Raw genomic sequence first — 25,546 nt, forward strand, 5'->3', positions numbered from 1 at the left:
GCGCACGCATCGGCCCCGCGCATGCGGCGTCGATGCCGTCAACCCAGCCACGGAGAGGACACTATGAAGATAACGGTACTGGTGCCGACATATCGCCGGCCGCAAGATCTCGCGCGCTGTCTCGCGGCGCTGCGAACACAGGAGCGCATTCCCGACGAGGTCGTCGTGGTCGCGCGCTTCGACGACGACGCGACGCATGCATGTCTGCGCGATCCGCAGATGGTCGGCGTGTTGCCGCTGATCGTCGCGCTCGTCGACGTGCCCGGCCAGGTGGCCGCGCTCAATCGCGGGCTCGATGCCGCAACGGGCGACGTGATCGCGATCACCGACGACGACGCCGCGCCGCACGCGGACTGGGTGCGCCGCATCGGAGCCGCATTCGAAAGCGATCCGCGCCTGGGCGCGCTCGGCGGACGCGACTGGGTGCATCAGAGGGGCGGCGTGCTCGACGGCTCGCGCGGTCTCGTCGGCAAGCTGACGCCATCGGGCAAGATCATCGGCAATCATCATCTGGGCGTGGGCGAAGCGCGCGAAGTCGATCTGCTCAAGGGCGCGAACATGAGCTACCGGCACGATGCGATCCGCCATATCCGTTTCGACGCGCGCCTGCGCGGCACGGGCGCGCAGGTGCACAACGACATGGCGTTCAGCCTGAGCGTGAAGAACGCGGGCTGGAAGCTCGTCTACGATCCGCGCGTGGCCGTCGATCACTTCCCCGCCGAGCGTTTCGACGACGACGGCCGCGACGCGCAGACGATGACGGCCGTGCGCAACGCCGCGTACAACCTCCATCTGATCTTGCGCGATCATGTGCCGCCCGTGCATCGCGAAGTGGTGTGGTGGTGGTATGCGCTGATCGGCACGCGCGTCTATCCGGGCGCCGTGCATGCGTTGCTCGCGTTGACGTCGAAAAAGGGGCGCACCAAGCTCGCACGCTGGCGAGCGGTGCGCAAAGGCGCGCGCGAGGCACGCCGCGCGCTCGCGCAGAGCCGCGAGACAGGCGCGGGCACGGGAGTGCACGCATGACGACCAGAGTCCACGTGCATCTCTTTTACGGTGCCGATCCGCGCTTCTATCGCAACGGCGAGAACATCGGCTGCCTGTACGGCTATCATCATGCCGAGTCCGACGAGTTCCAGCTGAGCTATTCGCAGGACACGAAGGAAAGCAAGCCGGTGCGGCTCGTGCGCCGCGCATTGAAGGCGATGCTCGGCTTCGATCTGATTCACACGCTGCGCAACAGCGACGAGATGCTGCGCTCCGATGTGATCTGGACGCATACCGAGCACGAATGGCTGTCCGTCGCGCTGATGCTGCTGATGAACGGTGGGCGCATGAAGCACGAAAGGCAGCCGCTGCTCGTCGCGCAAAGCGTATGGCTGCTCGACAAGTGGCCGGACTATGGCCTGTTGCGCCGCTGGTTCTATCGCAAGCTGATCGACCGCGCCGATCTGCTGACGACGCTCGCGCGCGACAACGCCGAACTATGCGGGCAATATTTCGGCCGCGACGCGACGCAGCTCTTCTACGGCCTGAACACGCGCGATTTTCCCGTGCAGCCGCCGAAGCAATGGCAGCCGCACATGCCGCTGCGTATCGCCGCGATCGGCAACGACCGCGACCGCGACTGGGAAACGCTGATCAAGGCTGTCGGCAACGATCCGCGCTTTGCCGTGCGGCTCGCGACGCGGCGGCGCATTCCGCGCTCGCTGCGCGCGCTGAACGTGAATGTCGCGCCCGCTGCGGGGCTCGCGAAGCAGCGCGAACTGTACGACTGGGCCGATGTGATCGTCGTGCCGCTGCGGCCGAATTCGCATGCGTCGGGTATCACGGTGATGCTCGAAGCGGCTGCCGTCGGCAAGCCGATGGTCGTCACGAACGTCGGCGGTTTGCAGGACTATTTTTCGGCGCGCGCCGCCGCGTATGTGCCTCCGTTCGACGCCGACGCACTGCGCGACGCGCTGATCGGCCTCGCGGCATCGCCCGATGAAGCGCTGCAACAGGCGCAGGCGGCCGCATTGCAGCTCGTGTCGCGCGATCACACGACGCAGCACTACGCGCAGCAGCACGTGCGGATCACGCGCGAGCTGTTGCGCCGCCGCGCGCAGACGACGCAGCACGGCGACGCCGCACCTTCGCCGGCGCATGCGAATGTGCATGCCGCTGCAAAGGCGACGACGGGCGCGAACGCGAATGCCCGCGCGCAGATGCCGTCGCAAAGCCGCGGAGGATTGTGAGCGATGTCGTCGATTGCACGAGCCGGTATCGACAGCGCCGCGCGCATCGTCAACGGCGATCGCAGCGAGTGGATGCCGCCCGCGCTGCTGTGGCTGCTGACGGCGATGCTGATCGTCGCGCACCAGGGCACGGTGCTCACGCTCGCGTTCCCGGTGCTGTCGATCGGCGTCGGCTTCTGGCTGTACTTCAGGAGCCCCGCGAAGTACGTCGGCTACATGTGGTGGCTGTGGTTCCTGAGCCCCGAAGTGCGGCGCCTTGCCGACTGGTCGAAAGGTGCGTTCACGCCGACGAGCCTGATCCAGATCGCGCCGCTCGCCGTCACGATGATCAGCGGGCTGTCGCTGATCCGCTTCTACCCGGCGCTCGCGCAAAAGCGCGGCTTGCCTGTCCTGCTGGTGCTCGCGGGGCTCGGGTATGCGTTCATGGTCGGCGTAGTCTCCAGCGGCCCGCTGGCCGCGCTGTACGACCTGGCGAACTGGGTGTATCCCGTGCTGGTCGGCTTTCACATCATGGCGCACTCGCGCCAGTATCCCGATTACCGCGAGACCATCGTCAACACGTTCATCTGGGGCATGCTGCTGATGGGCGGCTACGGACTCGTGCAGTTCTTCGTCATGCCGCAGTGGGACGCGCTGTGGATGCTCGGCTCGCAGATGAACTCGCAGGGCGACCCCGTGCCGTTCGGCGTGCGCGTGTTCAGCACGATGAACTCGTCGGGTCCGTTTGCGCTCGCGATGATGGGCGCGATGGTCTACGTGATGGCCGCGACGCACCGCGTGCGCTGGCTCGCGGGCGCGTTCGGCTTCCTGTCGTTTTGCCTGTCGCTCGTGCGCTCGACATGGGGCGGCTGGGTGATCGCGATGCTCATTCAACTGGTGAAGTCGAACAACAAGGTGCGCATCCGCATCGTCGCGAGCGCGGTGGTGCTCGCGGGGCTGTGCGTGCCGCTGCTTGCCGTCGGTCCCGTTGCCGAGCGAATGCAGGCGCGCCTCGACACCATCGTCAATCTGCACGACGACCAGAGCTACGCCGCGCGCAACGAGTTCTATGCGACGTTCGCGAAGACCGCGTTCACCGATGTATCCGGCGAAGGACTGGGCGCGACGGGCACGTCGACGAAGCTCTCGAACGACGGCGGCCAGCTCGGCCAGTACGGCAACTTCGACAGTGGCGTGATGAACATTCCCTTCGTGCTCGGCTGGCCGGGCACGCTGCTGTACATGTCGGGCGTGATCTGGCTGCTCGTGCGCGCGCTGCGCGCATCGTTCCGGCTGACCGACGACAAGTTCGCGTCCGCGTCGATGTCCCTTTCGCTGGCGATCTTCGCGATGCTCGTGTTCACCAATTCGCTCGTCGGCACGGGCGGGTTGCTGCTTTTCATGGGCGTGTTTTCGATTCTTTCCGCGGCGCACTGGCAGAAGCTGAACCGCCGCCGCGATCCCTTTCTTCATGGAGGCCACTGATTGAGAGTCGCCATTGTCACGCACGTGGTGCGCCATAACGACGGGCAGGGCCGCGTCAATCATGAGATCGCGCGCGCGGCGCTCGACGAGCACATCGCGGTCACGCTGGTCGCGTCGCACGTCGCGCCCGAGCTGCTCGCGGACCCGCTCGTGCGCTGGGTGCCGATCAGGATCGGGCGCTTCTGGCCGACCAATCTGCTGCGCCAGCAGGTGTTCGCATTGAAGAGCGCCTGGTGGCTGCGCAGGCATCGCGCGGAATACGACGTGCTGCACGTGAACGGCTTCATCACGTGGATGCCCGCCGATGTCAACACCGCGCACTTCGTGCACAGTGGCTGGTTCAAGAGCCCGTATTACCCGTTCGGCCTGAGCAAGGGTTTGTGGTCCGCGTATCAGTTCGTCTATACGCGCGTGAACGCGATGCTCGAAGGCTGGGCGTACCGACGCTCGCGCGTGATCACGGCCGTCTCGCAGAAGGTCGCGGCCGAGATCGCCGCGATCGGGCTCACGCCGCGCAACCGGCTCGACGTGATCTACAACGGCGTCGACACGCAGGCCTTTGCAGCCGCGCAAGGCGACCGCGCGCGCTTCAGGCTGCCCGACGACGCGTTCCTGCTGCTCTTCGTCGGCGATCTGCGCACGCCGCGCAAGAACCTCGGCACGGTGCTCAAGGCATTGCAGCATTTGCCCGAGCGCGTGCATATCGCCGTGGCGGGCTATCTCCCCGGCAGCCCGTATCCGGATGAAGCGAAAGCGCTCGGCGTCGCGGATCGCGTGCATTTTCTGGGGCTCGTGAAGGAGATACCCGTGCTGATGCATTCCGTCGATGCGTTCGTGTTTCCGTCGCGCTACGAAGCGATGAGCCTGTCGCTACTCGAAGCGATGGCGGCCGGCTTGCCCGTCGTGACGGCGCGCACGGCGGGCGGGGCGGAGATCATCACGCCCGAATGCGGGATCGTGCTCGACGATCCCGACGATCCGCAGGCGCTGGCGCAAGCCGTGGCGCGCCTCGCGTCGAACGATGGCGAGCGCCTCGCGATGGGGAAAGCAGCCAGCGATCTCGCGATGGGCTTCGGCTGGGCGCGCATGGCGCAGCAGTACATCGCGCTGTATCGGCAGATCGCGGGGCGGCGCGAAGACCGTCGCCGCGCGCAAAAAACCGATGCAAACGACACCGACACGCTGACGACGAACGTGCTGCCCGGCCCGCAACGCGCCGACCGCGCGTGATGTCATCGACTACGAAAAGGAAGGCACACATGATGAACGCTCGTTCCATCAAATCGCTGCAAATCGGCATGCACTGGTTTCCCGAGCGCGCGGGCGGACTCGACCGCATGTATTACTCGCTGATCGGCGCGTTGCCTGGCGCGGGCGTCGAAGTGCGAGGCGTGGTGGCGGGCTCGGAGCGCGTCGCGCAGGATACCAACGGGGCGATCCAGGGCTTCGGTTCCGCCGCGCGATCGCTGCCAATGCGCCTGATGGCCGCGCGCCGCGCGCTGCGTCGAGAGATTCGCGCGCAGCGTCCCGACGTGATCTCTTCGCACTTCGCGCTGTACACGTTTCCGGGCCTCGATGTGACGCGCGGCATTCCGCAGGTCTCGCATTTTCAGGGGCCGTGGGCGGACGAGAGCCATGTCGAAGGCGCCGACTCGCTCGGACAGCGCGCGAAGCGCTATCTGGAGCAGACCGTCTATGCGCGTTCGTCGCGGGTGATCGTGCTGTCGGATGCGTTCGGCAAGATTCTCACGTCGCGCTACGGCATTCCCGCGGACCGCATTCGCGTCGTGCCGGGCTGCGTGAACGTCGATCAGTTCAACCTGCCTTTGATGCGGAACGAAGCGCGCCTGCGCCTTCAATTGCCGCTCGGCCGTCCGGTCGTGCTGGCCGTGCGGCGTCTCGTTCGGCGCATGGGGCTCGAAGATCTGATCGATGCCGTGAAGATCGTCAAGCGCCGCAATCCGGATGTGCTGCTGCTGATCGCAGGCAAGGGCCGCTTGCAGGAGGAACTGCAACAGCGCATCGACGATGCGGGTCTCGGCAACAACGTGAAGCTGCTCGGCTTCGTGCCCGACGAGCATCTCGCGTCGCTGTATCGCGCGGCCGATATCAGCGTCGTGCCGACCGTCGCGCTCGAAGGCTTTGGCCTGATCACGGTCGAATCGCTGGCCTCGGGGACGCCTGTTCTCGTCACGCCCGTCGGCGGTCTGCCGGAAGCAGTGGCAGGGCTCTCGCAGGATCTCGTGCTGCCTTCGACGGGCGCGGATGCGATCGCCGATGGCCTCGGCAAGGCGCTCGACGGGTCGATGAAACTGCCTGATGCCGATGCCTGCCGTGCGTATGCGCGCGCAAATTTCGACAATCCGGTGATCGCGAAGCGCGTGGCTGCCGTGTATGCGGAGGCGATTCGGGTGGCGTAGGGAGGCCCTCCGGGCGGCACGCAGCGAACGAAAAGGAACGGCACGGATGCCGTTCCTTTTCGTTCTTCGTTCCAGATGGCTGTGATCCCGAATTGAGGCGGCCGACGAATACATAGTTCCGATATTTCAGGAATTATGGGGCGGCAATACGCGACACCATCGATTATTCCGACAATATCGGAGCTATTGGAATTCGCGGTCCCGCGCGTCAACCGCAACCTGCTTTAAAAGAACCAAGGGCGCCTCAGCGCCCCTCACACCTTCAGCACGACACCCCATTCCGGTTTCGCGCGATATCCGCATCGACCATCATCTTGCACAGCTGTTCGAGCGAGGTCCCAGGCGCCCAGCCTAGCTTCTCACGCGCCTTGTCCGCGCAGCCGATCAGCAGATCGACTTCGGCGGGGCGATAGTACCTTGGATTCACACGAACCAGCGTCTTGCCCGTCCGGACATCGATGCCCGTTTCGCGCTCGTTGCGGCCCGACCATTCGAGCTGATAGCCGGCCGCCGCAAACGCCATCTTCACGAAATCGCGCACCGTCTCCGTGCGATTCGTCGCGAGCACGTAAGTGTCGGGCTCGTCGGCCTGCAGCATGCGCCACATGCCTTCGACGTATTCGAGTGCGAAGCCCCAGTCGCGCTTCGCATCGAGATTACCGAGCTCGAGCACATCGAACTTGCCGAGCTTGATCTTCGCGACGGTGTCGGTGATCTTGCGCGTCACGAACTCGCGGCCGCGCAGCGGCGATTCGTGATTGAACAGAATGCCGCTCGTCGCGAAGAGGCCATACGATTCGCGGTAGTTGATCGTCGACCAATGCGCGAACAGCTTCGCGACGCCATACGGGCTGCGCGGATAGAACGGCGTGTCCTCGCGCTGCGGCACGGCTTGCACCTTGCCGAACATCTCCGACGTCGATGCCTGATAGAAGCGCATCTTCGGATTCACGGTGCGGATACCTTCGAGCAGATTCAGCACGCCGACGCCCGTCACCTGCGCCGTCGTCGACGGCTGATCGAACGATACGCCGACGAAGCTCTGCGCAGCGAGGTTGTACAGCTCGTCGGCCTGCACGGTATCGAGCAGGCGCAGTGTCGAGCCCGCGTCCGTGAGGTCGTGCTCGACGAGTTGCAGGTTCGGGTTGTCCGTGACGCCGAGCTCTTCCATGCGCCAGAAGTTGACGGAACTCGTCCGGCGATACGTGCCCGTGACCTGATAGCCCTTGCCGAGCAGCAGTTTCGTCAGATAGGCGCCGTCCTGGCCGGATACGCCCGTGATGATGGCCTTGCGCTGATGGGTCATGAGTTGCCTTTCGTCGGGTTGCCTGAGGTTGAATGAAGGGAAGAGGCCGAGCGCTGACGCTGTGGCTGCTGTCGCTGTTGTGGCTTCTGCACAGATGCTGCGGCGACGTCGAACATCCGCTGCACGAGCGGATCGATCACCCGAAAGTCCTGCTGCGCCTTCACGCGATACAGCCCGGGCTTCGGATGCGCGCCGTCGGACATCTGCGTCTTCCAGTCGGCCATCGAGGAGATCGCCGCGTACTGATCGACGAGCGGCACGTGCTGTTCGGCCGCGACGCGTCGCGTCATCGCCGCCATCGCGGCGAGTCGCGTGTTCAGGCGGCCGTCGGGCATCGGGTTCGACGTCTGCAGCACGGGAAGCTTGCCGAGCGCCTGGGCCGTCTTCACGAGATCGGTCTCAGCTTCGTAGAACTGCTCGGGCGTCTGGTTGTGCATCACTTCGTTGATGCCGTAGTTGATCGTGACGATCTGCGCATTCGATGCAGCAAGACGCGCTTTCCATGGTCCGTTGCGTCCGGGGCCCGTGCCGTCGCGCAGTTGCGAAGCCATCGTGCCGCCGACGCCGAGATTCGCCACCGTCACGCGCGCGCCGTATTTCGCGCGCAGTTCGTCTTGCAGATACGTCACCGCGTTGTCGGGCTGCGGACCGCAACGGCCGTCGATGCACGAGATGCCGAGCGTCGTCGAATCGCCGTAGGCCTCGATCAGCACTTGCGATTGCGTGTTGTCGTCCGCATGAGAAAGAGCAGGCGCGGAAAGGGCGAGCGCGCACGCTGCGGCGCATACCGAAAGCGCGCGCTTCATGCGCTCGTCCTCGATGCTTCGCGCGCCGCGTGCAACGTGTCTTCGCGTCGGCGGCTGCTTGATGCATTGCCGTGAATCAGGCGTCGCTCGAACGCGAACCACGTGATGCTCGCGTAGACGAGCGTGATCGCGAGCGCGAGCGCGGCCGTCACATAGCGGTTGTCATGCAGCGGCCACAGCGCATAGAGCACGCTCAGGTGAATCAGGTAGATCGTGTAGCTGATCGTGCCGATATAGACGAGCACCGGGTTACACAACACGCGCTTCACGATGCCCTTGCTCTGCAACGCGATCACGACGATCGACGTGCACAGCACGAGCGATACGCTATACAGCGCCGCGTTAGACAGCGGCGTATTGGCCGCGCGAAAACGTGGAAAGTGCAGATGCAACCACGCGAGCACCGCAAGCGCCGCGCACACGCCGAGCACGGCGAGCGGCTTCCAGGGGGCCAGTGCGTCGGCGTCGCGCCGCACAGCGACGGCGAGCAGCGCGCCCGCCGCAAGCAGGTCCATGCGGAACGGCGTCAGGTAGTAGATCGGCCAGAACGAGTCGAACCATGGCGTCGCGACGGCGCGCAGCACGGGCACGAGCACGATCAGCGCAAGCGCCACGTAGCCGAGCGCGCGTTCGGGCACGAGCAGAATCACGAACGGCCAGAATATATAGAACTGCTCTTCGACGGCAAGCGACCACAGCACGTTGAGGCTGTCATGCCCGCTCTGTCCGAGCGCATCGCCGATATTCGTCGCGAAGAACGCATACCACTCCCAGTGCCGCGCCCAGCCGAAACCGAACAGCAGCGACGACACGGCCATCAGCAACAGAAAGGGCGGCAGGATGCGCCGCGCGCGGCGCGCGTAGAAGTAGCCGAAATACGACTGCTTGCGCGCCTTGCGATCGAGCAGGATGCCCGTGATCAGAAAGCCGCTCAGCACGAAGAACAGATCGACGCCCATCCACAGCGGCGCCTTCAGCGCGTGCTGCGCGAACACCGCGAGCACGGCAACCGCGCGCAGTCCGTCGAGCTGGACGATGCGTCGGTTGTGAGAGGGCGATGCGAGCAGGGTGCTGGCTGTCATGAGCGTCCGTGTATGCGCCTGATCCGTCATTCGAAGGGCCATGCATGGCGCCGCAATGCGATCGCCATGAAGACGGCAAAGTGCGTTCCATTCTAGGTAAATAAAATGCCGAAAAAACGCGAATCAAATAAACGAATTGATTCGAATAAAAAGAATTGAATTTTTGTTCTCGTTTGCGACCGGTTGCGCATCGGTCACGGACACCCAACGATGGATGGTGGGAAATGCGGCAGCACGGATTTTGCCGGCAAATGCAGGCTCTTTCGTGTACAAGATCGCCCGCAACTCATGCGCATCGAATTATTTCCGCATTCTTTTTGATAAATTTCAATGAACGAATAATTTCGGATTATTTGCGCATTTCATCGCGATTGTTTGCACGTACCGTAAAGCGCTGATTGGATCATTGCGCATTGCTCTATGCGGCGCCTTGCCGTTTCCCGATTCCTTTGCAATCCGAATGGGAAATGCTCGCCTTCGCTTCGCCTCGACCGGAGAACCTGCGTTGTCCCGACTCACGCTTGCCCGCGCGATGTGCGCGTTCGCTTTTCTCGCGACCCTGCATGCGTTCGCCGAACCCGCGCTGAACGTGCAGACCTCATGGATCGGCAATACGTCTGGTTTCGGCGACGGCACATGGACGCAGATCAACATCACGGCGATCGCCGTGTCGCCCGACGGCAAGGTCTATACGAACGCGCCGTGGGACGAGAGCGGCGCGGAATCGAGCGTCTATCAGAACGGCAAGATGCTCGGCTTTGCAGGCGGCACGCACGGCTGGGGCAACAGCGGCGGCAACGCGATCGCGATCAACGGGCGCTACGCGTATGTGGCCGTCGGCGTCGGCAACGAGAAGGGGCACCTCGTCGGCGCGGGCGTGTGGCCGGACAAGGGGCGTCAGTGGTACGGCATCTCGCGGCGCGAGAACGGCGACACGAAGCGCGTCGCCGCATTCCAGCCCGTCGCGAACAGCATCGATCCGCATGCGAAGGCGGCCGCCGCCTTCATGCTGGTGAACGACGTGCCGACGGGCACGCGCGGCGACATCAACGGGCTCGCGGCGAGCGACACGACGCTCTATGCGTCGAATACGTCGCGCGATTGCGTCGAGGTGTACGACGCCGTATCGATGCAGCGCAAGGCGCAATGGAGCGTGCACGAGCCCGGCCGGATTGCGCGCGCGAGTGACGGCACGCTGTGGGTGCTGACGGATACGCTCGGCGACAGGCCGAAGGTCGCGCATCTCGACGCCAACGGTCAGCGCCTGAACGACGCATTGCCGTTGCCCGCCGATACCGTTGCCGTCGATCTCGCGGTCGACAGCCACGGCCGCGTGCTGATCGCCGATAACGGTCCGCGCCAGCAAGTGCTGTTCTTCGGCAAGCGCGACGGTCAATACGCGCTCACTTCGACGCTGGGCGAACGCGGCGGCATCTTCGCGGGCATCGCGGGACGCCCCGGTCCGCAGCGCTTCAACGGACTGACGGGCATCGGCATCGATGCGCGCAGCAACGTCTATGTGGCGACCAACGGCATCGGCCCGCGTTTCGAGCCGACGGGAGCCGGCCTCGGCGCGACGCTCGAAAGCTACGCGCCCGATGGCAGGCGTCGGTGGCAGGTAGAGGGACTGCTGTTCGTCGATGGCGCGTGGATGGACCCGTCGCGGCCCGATAGCGTCTACACGGGCAACAAGCGCTTCGAACTCGATCTGTCGAAACCGCCGGGTCGGCAATGGACGTACGCGGGCTTTCTGACCAACCGCTTCAAGTATCCCGACGATCCCGTTCTCAACATCGATCAATGGCCGGGCCTGCCCATCGCACGCAAGCTGAAGGGCCGCACGTTCCTGTTCCTCACTGACATGTATGCGGACCATCTGAAGATCTATCGCTTCGATGGCGGCCGCGACGGCGAGACGGCCACGCCTTCGGGCTTCATCGCGGGCCGCGAACGGGCCGTGCTCAAGGTGCCGAACGCGCCGCCCGGCGGCGACTGGATCTGGCGCGACACGAACGGCAACGGGCGCTTCGATGCCAACGAATTCACGCCGAACACGACGGGCGCGCACCTCGCGGGCGGCTGGGGCTGGTGGGTCGATACGCGCGGCGACATCTGGCGCGCACGCGATTCGAAGGGCATCAACTGTTTCAGGTTCGGTGGTCTCGATGCGAAGGGCAACCCGATCTATTCGTACGCGGACATGACGGCCTATCCGGTGCCGCCGCCTTTCAGCGAAGTGAAGCGCGCGCTCTACGACCCGCAAACGGATTCGATGTACGTGACGGGCTACACGCCTGAAGCGCCGTTCGACCGGGGCTTCTGGAAAGAGGTGGGGCGCGTGCTGGTGCGCTACGACAACTGGTCGAGCGGCAAGCCGGTGCTGCGCTACACGCTGCCGCTACCGTGGGACACGAAGAGCAAGCCCGTCTCGACGCTGATCGGCCTCACGGTCGAAGGCCAATACCTGTTTGCCGTCGAACCCGTGGGCACGGTCCACGTGTACGACAGGGATACGGGCACGCCCATCGGCACGATGCAGCCCGGACCGGAAGTGGGCCACGCATCGGGCTGGGTCGACGTGCCGAACGGCATCAGCGCGTATCGCCGCAACGACGGCGAGTACCTCGTGTTCGTCGAAGAAGACGCGCGCGGGAAAGTGATGATGTACCGCTGGAAACCAACGCCTCGCGCATGAAGAGACGCCGCTTCTCCACCCACACGCTACCCCAACACTCACGTACCGATCCAAAGGTATCCGATGGATAAAGGCATCCTCAGAAACGTGGTGATCAACCTGTTCGGACTGGTCTTGCCGACGTTCGTATCGCTCGTCACGGTGCCGTCGTACATCAGGCTGCTGGGCGTCGAACGCTACGGCGTGATCAGCCTCGTGTGGACGCTGATCGGCTACTTCAGTGTTCTCGATCTGGGGATGAGCATGGCCGCGCAGAACCACATTTCGAAGGCGCGCGCATCGAACGATGAAGACGCGTGCGAACAGGTGTTCTGGAGCGCCACGTGGCTCAACCTCTCGACGGGGATCATCGGCGGGCTCGTGATCTATTTCGGCGCGGCGCTCTATACCGCGTATTTTTCGACGGTCTCGCCCGCGTTGCAGCACGAAGTGTACAACGCGCTGCCGTGGCTCGCGGTGGCGATTCCGCTCGCGAACGTGTCGTGGGTCTTTGCCGGTGCGATCAACGGTGCGGAACGCTTCGGCATCTACAACGCGAACCAGACGCTCGGCACGTTCCTGTTTCAGTTGCTGCCGCTTGCCGCCGCGTGGGTCATGGGGCCGACATTGCAGAACGTGCTCGCGGCCGCCGTCGTCGCGCGTCTTGCCGCGGCGATTCTGCTTGGACGCTCCGCGTTCAGCGTGCTCGGCATCCGGCACATCCGTGCGCCGCAATTCGATGTCGCGAAGGGACTGTTCAATTTCGGCGGCTGGATGCTGGTGGCGAGCCTCACGAACACGGTCGCCGAATCGCTCGACCGCGTGATGCTCGGCAGCCATCTCGGCGCGCGTTTCGTCACGTATTACACGGTGCCGCAGAACCTCGTCACGCGTCTGAACATCGTGCCGACGGCGATGCTGCGCACGCTGTTTCCGCGCCTTTCCGCAGTGGGCCGCGACGATGCCGACGTCATCATGCGGCAGTCGCTCGAATTCCTGAACGGCGTGTTCACGCCCGTTGCACTCGTCGCGATCATCGTGCTCGAACCGTTCCTGCACGTATGGGTAGGCAGCGAAGTCGCCGATGCGGCGGGCCCCGTCGGACGCATCCTGATCGTCTCCGTATGGCTCGTCGGCCAGGCGAATCTCGCGCGCATCCTGATCCAGTCGCAGGTGCATCCGGCGACGGCCGCGCGCCTCGGCCTCTTCGAGTTGCCGTTCTATGCGGGCGCACTGTGGTATGGCATCGCGCATTTCGGACTGACGGGCGCCGCCGTCGTCGTCGCCGCGCGCGGCCTGTTCGACTACGTCGCGCTGCTGCGTCTGTCCGCCATTCACGCGCGTCCGATCGTGCTCGACATGCTTGCGCATCTCGCCTTCCTGGTGGGCACGCTATGGCTCGCCACCTTGCTCTCAAGCCTGCCGATGACCATCGCCACGGGCGCGCTCGTCGTGGGCGCGAACGTCGCATGGTCGCTCACGATGACCCCTGCATTGCGCGATCTTGCGCGTTCGCTGCTTGCGCGTCTGAAGTTGCGACTCAATCCGAGGAATAGCGCATGAACCACGAAATCGTAGAAGAAGACCTGTTGCGTCGCCCGATGACACGCGATGCAGCCGCTGATCTCATCGCGACGCCGGTTACGAAGCCACCCGTCAAACGACGGCATTTGCACAGCGACAGGCCTGTGCGCGTCGCGATCATTCACGACTGGCTCGTCACGTATGCGGGCGCCGAGCGCGTGCTCGAACAGATCGTCGCGTGCTTTCCGGATGCGGATCTCTTCAGCCTCGTCGATTTTCTCGACGTCGACGATCGCGCGTTCCTGCGCGGCAGGCCCGTGACGACCTCGTTCATCCAGAAACTGCCGCTTGCGCGCACGAAGTACCGCACGTATCTGCCACTGATGCCGCTCGCGATCGAGCAGCTGGACGTGTCCGCGTATGACGTCGTGATCTCGAGCAGCCATGCCGTCGCGAAGGGCGTGCTCACGGGCCCGGACCAGGTGCATATCAGCTACGTGCATTCGCCGATCCGCTATGCGTGGGACCTGCAGCATCAGTACCTGCAGCAGTCGAAGCTCACGCGCGGCCCGAAGTCCGCGTTTGCGCGGCTCATCCTCCATTACATGCGCAACTGGGATATCCGCACGTCCAATTCCGTCGATGCTTTCATCGCGAACTCCGGGTTCATTTCACGCCGCATCAGGAAGGTCTATCAGCGCGAATCGGAAGTGATCTTTCCGCCCGTCGATGTCGATTCGTTTTCTCTTTGCGAAGAGAAGGAGGATTTCTATCTGACGGCATCGCGAATGGTGCCGTACAAGAAGATCGACCTGATCGTCGAAGCGTTCGCGAAGATGCCGCAGCGCAAGCTGGTCGTGATCGGCGACGGTCCCGACATGCAGAAGGTGCGCGGGAACGCGGCGCCGAATGTGCAGATCATCGGCTATCAGCCGTTCGAGGTGTTGCGCGATCACATGCGCCGCGCGAAGGCGTTCGTGTTCGCGGCGGAAGAGGACTTCGGCATTTCCGTCGTCGAGGCGCAGGCGTGCGGCACGCCCGTGATCGCATACGGCAAGGGCGGGGCGCTCGAAACCGTGCGGGACGAATATGATCCGCATCCGACGGGCCTCTTTTTCAGCGAGCAGTCGGTCGATTCGATCGTCGCAGCCGTCGAGAATTTCGCCGACGATCCCACGCGCTTCAAGCCATCTGATTGCCGCGCGAACGCCGAGCGCTTTTCGATCGGGCATTTCCGCGAGCGCTTCTTCGGCTTCGTGCGCGAAACGGTGCCCGCGTTGCAGGGCACGACGCTGCCCTCGAATGATGTCCCCGCTGGCAACGCCGTGCACGGTCACGCATCGAGCGCATTGCGCGTGCTCGCGATCGACCAGAGCGGCGTGATGGGCGGCGCCGAGCTGTCGCTGCTCGAAATCGTGAAGGCGCTCAAGGCACGCGTTCAGGTCGTGCTGTTCGACGACGGACCGTTTCGCGTCGCGCTACGTCGCGAAGGCATCGACGTCGATGTGCTCGATCCCGGCGCGACGCGCGATATCCGCAAGCAGGGCGGCACACCGCCGCTGATGAAAGCGGTGAAGGGCGTCGCGTCGCTGGTGCGCGAAACGGTCGGGCGCGCGCGTCATAGCGATGTGATCTACGCGAACACGCAGCGCGCGATGGTGATCGGCGCGCTCGCGGGCCGCTTCGCGCGACGACCCGTGGTCTGGCATCTGCGCGACATCGTGAGCCGCGAGCACTTCGGCGGCAGGCAGCTTGCGATCATCAAATGGTGCGCGAAGCTGGGCCTCGCGCATGTGATCGCGAACTCGGCGGCCTCGGCGCGCGCATTTGCGGAACTGACGAATTTCGGCGACACGCGTATCGATGTCGTGTTCAACGGCATCCCGGCGGCGCCGTTCAACGCATTGCGCGACGTACCGCAAAGCGTGCTGCGCGCGCGGCTGAATCTGCCGAAAGATGCGTTTCTCGTCGGTTCGTTCAGCCGGCTCGCGCAATGGAAGGGCCAGCATGTGCTGCTCGAAGCGATGGTGCTCAATCCGGGCATGCACGCGGTGCTGGTCGGCGCGCCGCTCTTCGGCGAGAACGCTTACGAAGCGCAGTTGCACGCGTTCGTCGCGTCGCATGGACTGAATGATCGCGTGCATTTCCTCGGCTTCCAGGACGACGTCGCCGCGTGCATGTGCGCCGTCGATGCCGTCGCGCACACGTCGATCACGCCGGAGCCGTTTGGCCGCGTGATCGTCGAAGGGATGCTCGCGCGCCGGCCCGTGGTGGCCGCGCGCGCGGGTGGCGTGATGGAGATCATCGACGACAACGTGAACGGCCTGATGTGCACGCCGGGCGATGCGCACGCACTCGCCGATACGCTCGCAGAACTGCGCGCCAATCCGGCGCTGCGCGAGCGGCTCGTCGCGCAGGGTTATCAGACGGCCGTGTGCAAGTTCGGCACGCAGGCTTATGTGGAAGGCGTCGAGCGGATTCTGATGAGCGTCGCGAGCGCGAAGGCCCGACTGGCGAGCTAAAAAATGGCCGGCGCAATGAAGTTCACGCCGGCCATTTCGCTCGAGCTCGAACGAATCGCAGTGTATTGAATATTGTTGGTTATTGAACGTATCGATCAACGCGCCCGCGCAGCAGCGGACCTCAAGCTCGCGGACCATTTCATCGCGGGCAGTTCGACGCAGCGATAGAAGACCCAGGCCACGGCAATCGCGACGAGCATGAAGCCGAAGGTAGGAAAGATCGACGTTTGCAGCGTCGAGCGATATAGCAGCGATGAGAGCAGCACGAATACGGGCAAATGAATCGAATACAACGAAAAGCTGAAGTCACCGAAGCGTGACAGCAAGCGAACGGCAGCCGCATCTTTCTGGCTGCGGTTTTGACGACGGCTCTTCAGCGCTTCGGCCAGATAGCACGCAAAGCCGAGCGCCCACAATTGAAATGCGATGTACTGACCGAAGTGGAAAGCGACACAGCCAAGTGCCGTAAACATCAGCGCCGCGCCATACATCCGCCACGGCATGCGCCTGTGCGACGCGTCGCGCTTCACCTGCGATTCTGCGATCCATGCGCCGAGTGTCCACGCGAACCAGAACGACGTGAAAAACTGCAGGTCATTGCGTTCGAACACGAACACGGAAGCGACATTGACGAGCGCGACAAGGCCCAGCACGGGCATCATGCCGAGCCTGCGACGCAGCGCGAAGAACACCGGATAGACGGCATAGAACTGCACTTCGAGCGAAAGTGTCCAGAGCGCGCCGTTCGAGCCATACGTCTTGCCCGCTACGCCTTGCAGCGAAAACAGGTTGACGAGAAAAGCCTTCGGTCCGATATCGAGAATCTTGTGATTGACGGGCGGAAGGTGCAGACTCGTCCAGTCGAGTGCCAACGTGAGCAGCAGCGCGGCGAACAGCACGGGATAAATGCGCGCAAAGCGGCGCGCCCAGAAATTCGCCGCATCGAGCCGGTAAGCGGGATTGCTCGCGAGCCGCTGCGCCGCGCCGCGATGAATGCAATAGCCGCTGATGACGAAAAAAATCGGCACGCCCGCCGAGCCCCACGCAATCGGCAGCGTCAGGTAGGCGGCGATCGTATTCAGGTCGAGCGACTTGCCTGCGAAATGATGAAAGCTCTGCATGCCGACCCACTCGACCTGGCGGCAATGAAAGTAGGCGACCAGCAGCGCGGCGAATCCTCGCATCGCATCGACGACGTGTTCCTTGTCGACGGCTTTCGTCTCGCTGCGCGTCGCCGTCGCCAATGAAAGGGACGAGTGGGTGGCATCCAGTGCTGTATCGCTCATGCGCGGTCCTCGGTCGTTGATCAACAGATGACGCGCGGCCTTTCACGACGCAGCACGCCGATTGCCTATCGTAGGGGAACGGGCGTGCAAAAAATCGACAAGAAATGATTCAATAATTTAGCGATTGTTTTTCGATGTGGAGAGAATGGCGCAATTCGGTTAGCCGATGAAATTATTTGACGCTTTTTTCATGTTAGGTTAATGCCGGCAAACTTTTGACAGGGGTAGGGTCATGAACCTGCATTTGCTCGCCGGTGTTGCCGTGCTGTTGCTGCTAATAGGCGTTTCCGCATATCGCGAGGCGCTGCGCAACGAGCCGATCAGCCGTATCCGGATGACTCCGGAAAATATGCCGCAATTCGAGGACAGCGAGTGAGCGTCGCGTGCCCAGGCTTGCGCAGGCCATAAGCAAGATTTACGTCGCACATGTGGATTGATTGAATCAGGTCGCGTCATTATTTCCGAATGCGTTTCACATAATGGTTTGGCCCGCGAAATGAATCAATAAATAATTGTGGAGTCGTATTTATGGCTCGTTTCGACTAATTTTGCGCTGGTCTTTTCTGGGCCGATATCGCGCCGCCTGTCCTGGCGATTGCATACATTCAATCAACCGAGTGGAAATGCACACCATGCTGAAAGTCACCAAAGCCGTCTTCCCTGTCGCGGGCCTTGGAACACGTTTTTTGCCCGCCACGAAGGCGAGCCCGAAGGAGATGCTGCCCATCGTCGACAAGCCGCTGATCCAGTATGCGGTCGAAGAAGCGATTGCCGCGGGCATCACCGAGATGATCTTCGTCACGGGCCGCAGCAAGCGCGCAATCGAAGATCACTTCGACAAGTCCTATGAGATCGAAGCGGAACTCGAAGCGCGCGGCAAGGAGCAACTGCTCGAACTCGTGCGCAGCATCAAGCCTTCGAACGTCGACTGCTTCTACGTGCGTCAGGCGGAAGCGCTCGGCCTGGGCCATGCCGTGCTGTGCGCGGAAAAACTGGTCGGCGAAAGCCCGTTCGCCGTCATTCTCGCGGACGACCTGCTGCACAGCGAACAGCCTGTGATGAAGCAGCTCGTCGACGTGTTCAACCACTATCACAGCTCGGTGGTCGGCGTCGAAACTATTGCGCGCGAGGCGAGCCGTTCGTATGGCGTCGTCGACGGCAAGGAATGGGAAGAAGATGTGATCAAGCTGTCGGGCATCGTCGAGAAGCCCGCGCCCGAGAAGGCGCCGTCGAATCTCGGCGTGGTCGGTCGCTATGTGCTGATGCCGACGATCTTCCGGCACATTCGCGCGCTGAAGCCGGGCGCAGGCGGCGAGCTGCAACTGACGGACGCATTGGAATCGCTGCTGACGGAAGAGCAGGTGCTGGCCTACCGTTACTTCGGCACGCGTTTCGATTGCGGCAGCAAGCTCGGCTATCTGAAGGCCACCGTCGAATTCGCGCTGCGTCACCCGGAAGTGCGCGCGGAGTTCGAGGACTATCTGCAAAGCTATCTGCCGATGCATCTGACGGCAGCCGCCGCCTGAAAGCAGCGTCTAGGGCAGCGGCATCGCCTCTACCAGCCGTTGCCTTGTGCATCGGTGCGCGCGAGCGCACGCGTGACCCGGCTCACGCGAGCCCGCTCGCCGGCGATGTGCGTGCGAGTATTGCGCGCACGTCGTCGTCGGTGGTTTCGCCGAAATCCGCATAGAACTGGCTCACGCTGAAGAAGAGTTCGGGCGCCGCTACGCAGATGAATTCGTCGACGTCGCTGACAATGCGTTCGGCCGCGTCATACGGCGCGACGGGTAACGCGGCGACGATTTTCGCCGGGCCGCGCGCACGCAACGCGCGCGCGGCCGCCTTCATCGACGCGCCCGTGGCGAGTCCGTCGTCGACGATGATGGCGACACGGCCCGCGACCTCGACGCTCGCGCGCTGCGGATCGCGAAACAGCGCCTCGCGTCGCGCGAGCTGCGCTTTCTCGTCCGTCAGCACGCGGTCGAACTCCGCCTGCGAAACACCCGACTCACGCATCAGTTCTTCATCGAGGTAGAGCGCGTCGCCCGACGCGATCGCCCCCATGGCCAGTTCCGGCTGCCACGGCATCCCCAGCTTCCTGACGACGAGCACGTCGAGCGGCGCGCCGAGCGCATGCGCCACTTCATACGCAACGGGCACGCCGCCGCGCGGCAGCCCGAGCACGACCACGTCGTCGCGCTGCGCGTATTGCTTCAGCTGATCGGCGAGTGCGCGGCCCGCGTCGGCACGATCGGCAAATCGACAGAACATGATTCGCTCCCACGTCCGCTACAAATCCGTTCATTCACTATAGGACGTTGAGCATCGAGAGTGCCGACTCCTGCAACGGACGCAACACGCGATTCAACGCGGCTTCCGTCGTTTCCTTGCCCATCGGCATGTTCGTGCTGAGCGCGGCGACCACTTCGCCGTGGCGGTTCTTCATCGGCACGGCCACGCCGCGCACGCCGATATCGAGTTGCTGCTCGATCACGGCGAAACCATCGGCCTGCGCGCGGCGAATCTTTTCGAGCAGCCCCGTCCTGTTCGTCACGGTGTGCGGCGTGAACGGCGCGAGCTCGGTCTCGTTGAGCCACGTCTGCATCGCCTCCTGATCGCGGTGATACGCGAGCAGCACGACGCCCGGCGACGTGAGCGGGGCAGGCACGCGCGCGCCGAGCACGAAGCCCGTCGTCATCACGCGCGACGTGCCGTTGCGCGCGATGAACACCAGCTCCCAGCCGTCGAGCACGCTCACATAGACCGACTCGTTGATCGTCGCGCTCAATTGCTGCAAATAGGGCTGCACGGTCCTCGGCAGACGCGCCGAATCGAAATACGACCAGCCGACGCGCAGCACGCGCGGCGTCAATCCGTACAGCTTGCCGTCGCCCTGCACGTAGCCGAGATGTTCGAGCGTCAGCAGATAGCGGCGCGCGGCCGTGCGCGTCATGCCCGTCAACTGCGCGGCCTGGCTTGGCGTGAGGCGCGCGTGCTCGCTGTCGAACGACTCGAGAATGGCAAGCCCTTTTTCGAGCCCGGCGATCCAGTCCCGTTTGTCCAGTGGCGGTCGGTTCATAGCAATTACCCTGATTCTGCGCGTTTAACGCATGTGTACGCGCGATTATCGCGCGAACGGTGCGTTTTGTTCTTGGGTCGGCGTGCGTTTCCCTCATAGCATCCAATCACGCGCCGAGATACGGCCAACATCTCGAACACCCGAAAAACCTTGGAGACACGCGATGACCGCCTCGATGCCCCGCCTGGTGCTAACCCGAGAAGCGCGCGCTGAGCGCACACGCGCGTGCGATTATCGAACGCTTTCGTCATCAGGAGCATTGCCCGCCCACTGACGCCTGCCTATTCTTGAGCCACTTTCAGCGCCCGGCTCTGAAACCCGCGCTGCAAAAACACGACATCCGAGACATCCGTCATGACTTTCGCCCTTCGTTCCACCGAATCCCCGACGTACGTGAGCGCCGAAAAGAGCCGCGCGCGTAAGGCCGCCCTCGGCAGCTTCGTCGGCGCCGTCGTCGACTGGTACGACTTTCTGCTGTACGGCATCGTCGCCGCCCTGATCTTCAACACCGAGTTCTTCCCCAACATCAGTCCCGCGATGGGCACGCTCGCGGCCTTCGGCACGTTCGGCGTCGGCTTTCTGTTCCGTCCGCTCGGTGGCTTCGTGTTCGGCCACTATGGCGACCGCTTGGGCCGCAAGCGCATGCTCGTGCTGACCGTGATGATGATGGGCCTCTCCACCGCATTGATCGGCCTGTTGCCGACCTTCGCTTCGATTGGCTGGTGGGCGCCCGTGCTGCTCGTGCTGCTGCGCGCGATCCAGGGCTTCGCGGTCGGCGGAGAGTGGGGCGGGGCGGCGCTGATGGCCGTCGAGAGCGCGCCCGAAAAGAAGAAGGCGTTCTATAGCAGCGGCGTGCAGGTCGGCTATGGCGTCGGGCTGATTCTCGCGACGGGCATCGTGTCGATCCTCACGTCGACGCTCGACAACGATGCGTTCAAGGCGTGGGGCTGGCGCATTCCGTTCGTGTTCAGCGTCGTACTCGTGCTGATCGGCCTGTGGGTGCGTTCGAGCATGGAAGAGTCGAAGGAGTTCGTCGAGAAGGTCGAGAAGACGCATCACCGCGCGCGCCTGCCCATCTTCGACGCGTTGCGTGAAAACCCGAAGGCGTTCCTGCTGATCATCGCGCTGCGTCTCGCCGAACTCTTCACGATGTACATCGTGACGGCCTTCGCGCTCAGCTATTCGACGAGCAACCTCGGCATGCCGCGTCAATTCTTCCTGAACGTCGGCTTGCTGGTCGGTGCCGTCAGCATCGTGACGATCCCGCTTTTCGCGCTCGCCGCCGACCGCTTCGGCCGCCGCCGCGTCTATATCACGGGCGCCGTGATCGGCATGCTGTCAGCCGTGCCGTTCTTTCTCGCGCTCGATGCGCGCTCGACGCTGTGGATCGTGGTCTTCGCCGTGATGCTCGCAAACGTCGCGCACGACATGGTGGTGAGCGTCCAGCAACCAATGTTCACCGAGCTCTTCGGCACCGAGTTCCGCTATAGCGGCGCGGGCGTCGGCTATCAGGTGGCGAGCGTGGTCGGCGGCGGCTTCACGCCGTTCATCGCGGTCGCGCTGGTCAGCGTGGCGGGCGGCTCGTGGCACCCCGTTGCAGCGTATCTGGCGATCGGCTGTCTGCTGTCGGTGCTCGTTGCGTGGAAGATGAAGACGCGCTAAGGCGCGGACTTCGCAACGCACGCAGATATCGCAGATATCACACGCAGATATCACACGCAGATATCGCTCGCATGCATAGCGCCGCGGCTTGCGAACGATACGTAGAACGCGGCGCGCAGCATCCCGCGTTACATCGAAGAAGGTTTTGCCATGAATCACGATCCGAATCAGCCTTGCATCATCTCCGTCGCGATCACGGGCTCCGTGCCGCGCAAGAAGGACAACCCGGCCGTGCCGATCTCGGTGCCCGAGCAGATCGAGAGCACGCACGAAGCGTATGAAGCGGGCGCGACACTCGTGCATCTTCACGTGCGCGACGAAGACGAGCGATCGAGTTCCGATCGCAACCGTTTCGCGGCGCTTCAGGAAGGCATCCGCAAGCACTGCCCGGACATCATCATCCAGTTCTCGACGGGCGGCCGCGGCCGTTCTTTCGAGCAGCGCGGCGCGATGCTCGACCTGCACCCCGACATGGCCTCGCTGGCGACGGGCTCGGTGAACTTTCCGACGACCGTCTACGAGAATCCGCCCGATTTCGTTCGCGCGCTCGCGCAGACGATGCTCGACTACAACGTGAAGCCCGAAATCGAAATCTTCGATCTGGCGATGCTGTACAGCACCGTCGATCTGGTTCAGCAAGGGCTGTTGAAAGAACCCGTGCACGTGCAGTTCGTGATGGGCGTGAAGAACGCGTTGCCCGCGCGGCGCGAGATTCTCGAATTCGAAGTCGCGCAACTGCAAAAGCTGTTGCCGACGGCGACGTGGACGGCAGCAGGCATCGGCCGTCACCAGCTCGAAGTGAACTACTGGACGCTCGAAATGGGCGGTCATTGCCGCACGGGTCTCGAAGACAACGTGCGCTGGGACAAGGACACGCTGGCAAAGAGCAATGCGCAACTGGTCGAGCGCGTCGCGAAGCTGTGCGGCGAATTCGGCCGTCCCGTCGCGACCGCGAAACAGGCGCGCGAGTTGCTGTCGCTCAAGCCCGCTGCATAGAAACGAATCTTCACTGACGTCATACCCATGCTTCGCTCCATTGCCACCGTGTCGGTCAGCGGCACGCTCGTCGAGAAGCTCGCCGCGATTCGCGCAGCGGGCTTCGACGGCGTCGAGATATTCGAGAACGACCTGTTGTATTTCGACGGCTCGCCCGCCGACATCCGCAAGCGTTGCGCCGATCTCGGCCTGCAGATCATGCTGTTCCAGCCGTTTCGCGATTTCGAGGGCGTATCGAAGGAACGGCTCGCGCAGAACCTGAACCGCGCGCAGCGCAAGTTCGAGCTGATGCACGAGCTCGGCACCGATCTCGTGCTCGTGTGCAGCAACGTCAACGCAAACGTGATCGCGGACGACGCGCTGGTCGTCGATCAGCTCGGCCAGCTTGCATTGCTCGCCGAACGCGAAGGCGTGCGTGTCGGCTTCGAGGCGCTCGCGTGGGGCAAGCATGTGAATTCGTATCGTCACGCATGGCGGCTCGTCAATGCCGTCGATCACCCGAGCCTCGGCGTGATACTCGACAGCTTCCATACGCTGTCGATCGGCGACCCAATTGATCCCATCGCCGACATTCCGGGCGACCGCATCGCGTTCGTGCAGATCGCGGACGCGCCGTTGCAGAAGATGGACGTGCTCGAATGGAGCCGACACTATCGATGCTTTCCCGGACAGGGCGACTTCGATGTGGCGGGCTTCGCGGATCGCGTGCTCGCAACGGGTTATCGGGGTCCGTTTTCGCTGGAGATTTTCAACGACGGCTTTCGTGCCGCGCCGACAGCCGCGACGGCCGCCGACGGCTATCGCTCGCTGCTGTATCTCGAAGAGCAGGCCGCGCAGCGACGCGTCGCGTCTGTGGCACAGCAGCCTTTGTTCACGCCGCCAGCGCCGCCGTCGATTTCGGGCTTTCAGTTCATCGAGTTCGCCGTCGATTCGACGAGCGCGCCGCGTCTTGCGCAGCGCTTTGCCGAAGCGGGTTTTCATCCGGCAGGCCAGCATCGCTCGAAAGACGTGACGCTCTATCAGCAAGGCGATGCGTCGATCGTGCTCAACGCCGAGACCGATTCGTTCGCCAGCGAGTTCTTTCATACACATGGCCTGTCGCTGTGCGCGTCGGCGTTTCAGGTCGACGATGCAGTGCGTGTGTTCGAGCGCGCGACGTCGTTCGGCTATGCACCGTTTTCGGGCCGCGTCGGCCCGAACGAGCGCGTCGTGCCCAGCGTGCGTGCACCCGATGGCAGTCTGCATTACTTCGTCGATGCGCGGCCCGACGAGCCGACGCTCTACGAAGCCGACTTCGTTCTGAACCCGCCCGCGCCCGATGCCGCGCATTCGCAGGCAGAGCAGGGCGCGCTACAGCGCATCGATCACGTGTGCCTGAACCTGCCCGCCGATGCGCTCGACACGTGGGTCCTGTACTTCAAGGCCGTATTCGGCTTCGAGGCCGAACCCGCGTGGCTGCTTCCCGATCCGTATGGACTCGTGCGCAGCCGCGCGGTGCGCAGCGCCGACGGCTCCGTGCGCATCGTGCTGAATGCATCGCAAGACGGGCACACGTCCGTTGCAGAGTCGCTGCATACGTATCGCGGCTCGGGCCTGAGTCACGTGGCCTTCGTCACCGACGACATCTTCGCCGCTGTCGAACAGTTGCGCGCACGCGACGTTCGGCTATTGAGGATCCCGCCAAACTATTACGATGACCTTGAAGCGCGTTACGATTTCCCCGATGGCATGGCGACGAAGATGCGCGATGCCCACGTCCTCTACGACAGGGATGTGCAAGGCGGCGAGTTCTTCCATGTCTACACGGAGCAGATGGACGGCCGCTTCTTTCTTGAGGTCGTCCAGCGCACGGGCGGATACGACGGCTACGGCGCCGTCAATGCACCCGTGCGGCTCGCTGCACAAGCTCAACGCAAGAACGGCTCGACGACATGAAAGCGGTGCGCATTGGCAGTAACCCTTAGCGGTCCTCGCAATACCCCTGTTTTCCCGCATTAGTTCAGCTTTCCCTGCAATACCACGCAGCACTGGCGGCGACGGTCTTCGTTTGTCCGCCCGCTTGTTCACCGCCGACAGGCAATGCAAAGCACCGTCATAACAGTCAAACATAAAGAGGACTTGGAGATGAAAAGACGTTACCCCGAAGTCAAAGCGGCATTGGCCGGCGCAGCGATGCTGGCCTCGATACCCGCGTTCGCGCAAAGCAGCGTGACGCTGTACGGCATCGTCGATAACGGCATCGGTTATCAGTCGAGCTCGACGACGCTCGGCTCGACGTCGGGCGGCCACTCGGCGTTCAAGATGATCACGGGCGTGTGGGCAGGCAGCCGCTTCGGCCTGAAGGGCGCGGAAGATCTGGGCGGCGGCACGAAAGCGATCTTCACGCTGGAAGAGGGCTTTAGCGCGAACAGCGGCGCGATGTCGACGACCAACCTGATGTTCAGCCGCCAGGCGTTCGTCGGCGTGACGAACGGCACGTACGGCACGC

At 63.5% G+C, this 25,546-nt stretch carries 20 protein-coding genes; 14 read left to right on the top strand and 6 right to left on the bottom strand.

Features of this window, described 5'->3' with window-relative positions; genetic code table 11:
• Window positions 1-63: 63 nt before the first annotated feature.
• From GCT13_RS31450 to GCT13_RS31470, 5 genes are read left to right on the top strand one after another with little or no spacing between them, the layout of a single operon-like run.
• Window positions 64-1,026, top strand: a complete 963-nt coding sequence (locus GCT13_RS31450) for a glycosyltransferase family 2 protein (protein ID WP_152764812.1) — start codon at window positions 64-66, stop codon at window positions 1,024-1,026.
• Window positions 1,023-2,237, top strand: a complete 1,215-nt coding sequence (locus GCT13_RS31455) for a glycosyltransferase (protein WP_152764814.1) — start codon at window positions 1,023-1,025, stop codon at window positions 2,235-2,237. The genes GCT13_RS31450 and GCT13_RS31455 overlap by 4 nt, the downstream gene beginning before the upstream one ends.
• A 3-nt stretch (window positions 2,238-2,240) precedes the next feature.
• Window positions 2,241-3,701 carry a glucose-6-phosphate isomerase gene (locus GCT13_RS31460; RefSeq protein WP_152764817.1) on the top strand — a complete coding sequence of 487 codons (1,461 nt, stop codon included), beginning with the start codon at window positions 2,241-2,243 and terminating at the stop codon, window positions 3,699-3,701.
• Window positions 3,702-4,931, top strand: coding sequence for a glycosyltransferase family 4 protein (locus GCT13_RS31465; RefSeq protein ID WP_152764819.1), 1,230 nt, complete (start codon window positions 3,702-3,704; stop codon window positions 4,929-4,931).
• Window positions 4,932-4,963: 32 nt separating this feature from the next.
• The gene (locus tag GCT13_RS31470; protein WP_152764853.1) at window positions 4,964-6,121 is read left to right on the top strand and encodes a glycosyltransferase family 4 protein; all 1,158 of its coding nucleotides are present in this window, start codon (window positions 4,964-4,966) and stop codon (window positions 6,119-6,121) included.
• A 262-nt stretch (window positions 6,122-6,383) separates the two neighbouring features.
• Here GCT13_RS31470 and gmd read toward each other — a convergent pair whose 3' ends face one another.
• From gmd to GCT13_RS31485, 3 genes are read right to left on the bottom strand one after another with little or no spacing between them, the layout of a single operon-like run.
• Window positions 6,384-7,427: a GDP-mannose 4,6-dehydratase gene (gmd, locus tag GCT13_RS31475; protein ID WP_152764821.1), complete on the bottom strand. Its 1,044-nt coding sequence runs from the start codon at window positions 7,425-7,427 to the stop codon at window positions 6,384-6,386.
• Window positions 7,424-8,233, bottom strand: coding sequence for an SGNH/GDSL hydrolase family protein (locus GCT13_RS31480; protein ID WP_152764823.1), 810 nt, complete (start codon window positions 8,231-8,233; stop codon window positions 7,424-7,426). Before GCT13_RS31480 ends, gmd begins: the two co-directional genes overlap by 4 nt.
• Complete coding sequence (locus tag GCT13_RS31485) at window positions 8,230-9,315, bottom strand: acyltransferase family protein (RefSeq protein WP_152764825.1); 1,086 nt, start codon at window positions 9,313-9,315, stop codon at window positions 8,230-8,232. Before GCT13_RS31485 ends, GCT13_RS31480 begins: the two co-directional genes overlap by 4 nt.
• A gap of 532 nt (window positions 9,316-9,847) precedes the next feature.
• On the opposite strand from GCT13_RS31485, the gene GCT13_RS31490 reads away from it, so the two are divergent.
• The 3 genes from GCT13_RS31490 (at window position 9,848) to GCT13_RS31500 (ending at window position 16,035) form a co-directional block, all read left to right on the top strand.
• Entirely contained in the window at window positions 9,848-12,010 is a 2,163-nt protein-coding gene (locus tag GCT13_RS31490; protein ID WP_227747100.1) for an NHL repeat-containing protein, read from the top strand.
• A 63-nt stretch (window positions 12,011-12,073) separates the two neighbouring features.
• Window positions 12,074-13,552, top strand: a complete 1,479-nt coding sequence (locus GCT13_RS31495; protein ID WP_152764829.1) for a flippase — start codon at window positions 12,074-12,076, stop codon at window positions 13,550-13,552.
• Window positions 13,549-16,035, top strand: coding sequence for a glycosyltransferase family 4 protein (locus tag GCT13_RS31500; RefSeq protein ID WP_152764831.1), 2,487 nt, complete (start codon window positions 13,549-13,551; stop codon window positions 16,033-16,035). The genes GCT13_RS31495 and GCT13_RS31500 overlap by 4 nt, the downstream gene beginning before the upstream one ends.
• A gap of 95 nt (window positions 16,036-16,130) precedes the next feature.
• Here the strand turns inward: GCT13_RS31500 and GCT13_RS31505 are convergent, their stop codons facing one another.
• Window positions 16,131-17,321 (bottom strand): acyltransferase family protein, encoded by a 1,191-nt coding sequence (locus tag GCT13_RS31505; protein ID WP_152764833.1) that lies wholly within the window; start codon window positions 17,319-17,321, stop codon window positions 16,131-16,133.
• A 232-nt stretch (window positions 17,322-17,553) separates the two neighbouring features.
• On the opposite strand from GCT13_RS31505, the gene GCT13_RS48610 reads away from it, so the two are divergent.
• Both GCT13_RS48610 and galU read left to right on the top strand, forming a co-directional pair.
• Window positions 17,554-17,697, top strand: a complete 144-nt coding sequence (locus GCT13_RS48610; RefSeq protein ID WP_193727799.1) for a hypothetical protein — start codon at window positions 17,554-17,556, stop codon at window positions 17,695-17,697.
• Between the two features lie 256 nt (window positions 17,698-17,953).
• A complete protein-coding gene (gene galU, locus GCT13_RS31510; RefSeq protein WP_087735950.1) occupies window positions 17,954-18,847 on the top strand; it encodes a UTP--glucose-1-phosphate uridylyltransferase GalU in 894 nt (297 codons plus the stop codon).
• A gap of 82 nt (window positions 18,848-18,929) precedes the next feature.
• On the opposite strand, the gene GCT13_RS31515 is transcribed toward galU, so the two are convergent.
• Both GCT13_RS31515 and GCT13_RS31520 read right to left on the bottom strand, forming a co-directional pair.
• Window positions 18,930-19,592, bottom strand: a complete 663-nt coding sequence (locus GCT13_RS31515) for a phosphoribosyltransferase (protein ID WP_152764835.1) — start codon at window positions 19,590-19,592, stop codon at window positions 18,930-18,932.
• Window positions 19,593-19,629: 37 nt separating this feature from the next.
• A complete protein-coding gene (locus tag GCT13_RS31520; protein WP_152764837.1) occupies window positions 19,630-20,400 on the bottom strand; it encodes an IclR family transcriptional regulator domain-containing protein in 771 nt (256 codons plus the stop codon).
• Between the two features lie 354 nt (window positions 20,401-20,754).
• Between GCT13_RS31520 and shiA the strand changes: the two genes are divergently transcribed.
• The 4 genes from shiA to GCT13_RS31540 all read left to right on the top strand — a co-directional run.
• Complete coding sequence (gene shiA / locus GCT13_RS31525; RefSeq protein ID WP_152764839.1) at window positions 20,755-22,062, top strand: shikimate transporter; 1,308 nt, start codon at window positions 20,755-20,757, stop codon at window positions 22,060-22,062.
• A gap of 150 nt (window positions 22,063-22,212) precedes the next feature.
• Window positions 22,213-23,058 (top strand): BKACE family enzyme, encoded by an 846-nt coding sequence (locus GCT13_RS31530; RefSeq protein WP_152764841.1) that lies wholly within the window; start codon window positions 22,213-22,215, stop codon window positions 23,056-23,058.
• Between the two features lie 27 nt (window positions 23,059-23,085).
• Window positions 23,086-24,993, top strand: a complete 1,908-nt coding sequence (locus GCT13_RS31535) for a bifunctional sugar phosphate isomerase/epimerase/4-hydroxyphenylpyruvate dioxygenase family protein (protein ID WP_152764843.1) — start codon at window positions 23,086-23,088, stop codon at window positions 24,991-24,993.
• Between the two features lie 189 nt (window positions 24,994-25,182).
• Window positions 25,183-25,546: porin (locus GCT13_RS31540; protein ID WP_152764845.1), on the top strand; the 364-nt coding region annotated here is incomplete at its 3' end.

Source organism: Paraburkholderia franconis (assembly GCF_009362735.1).
In the GTDB taxonomy this organism is placed as follows: domain Bacteria; phylum Pseudomonadota; class Gammaproteobacteria; order Burkholderiales; family Burkholderiaceae; genus Paraburkholderia; species Paraburkholderia franconis.

Coding starts and splice junctions, on each gene's coding strand:
- GCT13_RS31450 (WP_152764812.1), top strand. CDS start 64: ATGAAGATAACGGTACTGGTGCCGACATATCGCCGGCCGCAAGATCTC.
- GCT13_RS31455 (WP_152764814.1), top strand. CDS start 1,023: ATGACGACCAGAGTCCACGTGCATCTCTTTTACGGTGCCGATCCGCGC.
- GCT13_RS31460 (WP_152764817.1), top strand. CDS start 2,241: ATGTCGTCGATTGCACGAGCCGGTATCGACAGCGCCGCGCGCATCGTC.
- GCT13_RS31470 (WP_152764853.1), top strand. CDS start 4,964: ATGAACGCTCGTTCCATCAAATCGCTGCAAATCGGCATGCACTGGTTT.
- gmd (WP_152764821.1), bottom strand. CDS start 7,427: ATGACCCATCAGCGCAAGGCCATCATCACGGGCGTATCCGGCCAGGAC.
- GCT13_RS31480 (WP_152764823.1), bottom strand. CDS start 8,233: ATGAAGCGCGCGCTTTCGGTATGCGCCGCAGCGTGCGCGCTCGCCCTT.
- GCT13_RS31485 (WP_152764825.1), bottom strand. CDS start 9,315: ATGACAGCCAGCACCCTGCTCGCATCGCCCTCTCACAACCGACGCATC.
- GCT13_RS31490 (WP_227747100.1), top strand. CDS start 9,848: ATGTGCGCGTTCGCTTTTCTCGCGACCCTGCATGCGTTCGCCGAACCC.
- GCT13_RS31495 (WP_152764829.1), top strand. CDS start 12,074: ATGGATAAAGGCATCCTCAGAAACGTGGTGATCAACCTGTTCGGACTG.
- GCT13_RS31500 (WP_152764831.1), top strand. CDS start 13,549: ATGAACCACGAAATCGTAGAAGAAGACCTGTTGCGTCGCCCGATGACA.
- GCT13_RS31505 (WP_152764833.1), bottom strand. CDS start 17,321: ATGAGCGATACAGCACTGGATGCCACCCACTCGTCCCTTTCATTGGCG.
- GCT13_RS48610 (WP_193727799.1), top strand. CDS start 17,554: ATGAACCTGCATTTGCTCGCCGGTGTTGCCGTGCTGTTGCTGCTAATA.
- galU (WP_087735950.1), top strand. CDS start 17,954: ATGCTGAAAGTCACCAAAGCCGTCTTCCCTGTCGCGGGCCTTGGAACA.
- GCT13_RS31515 (WP_152764835.1), bottom strand. CDS start 19,592: ATGTTCTGTCGATTTGCCGATCGTGCCGACGCGGGCCGCGCACTCGCC.
- GCT13_RS31520 (WP_152764837.1), bottom strand. CDS start 20,400: ATGAACCGACCGCCACTGGACAAACGGGACTGGATCGCCGGGCTCGAA.
- shiA (WP_152764839.1), top strand. CDS start 20,755: ATGACTTTCGCCCTTCGTTCCACCGAATCCCCGACGTACGTGAGCGCC.
- GCT13_RS31530 (WP_152764841.1), top strand. CDS start 22,213: ATGAATCACGATCCGAATCAGCCTTGCATCATCTCCGTCGCGATCACG.
- GCT13_RS31535 (WP_152764843.1), top strand. CDS start 23,086: ATGCTTCGCTCCATTGCCACCGTGTCGGTCAGCGGCACGCTCGTCGAG.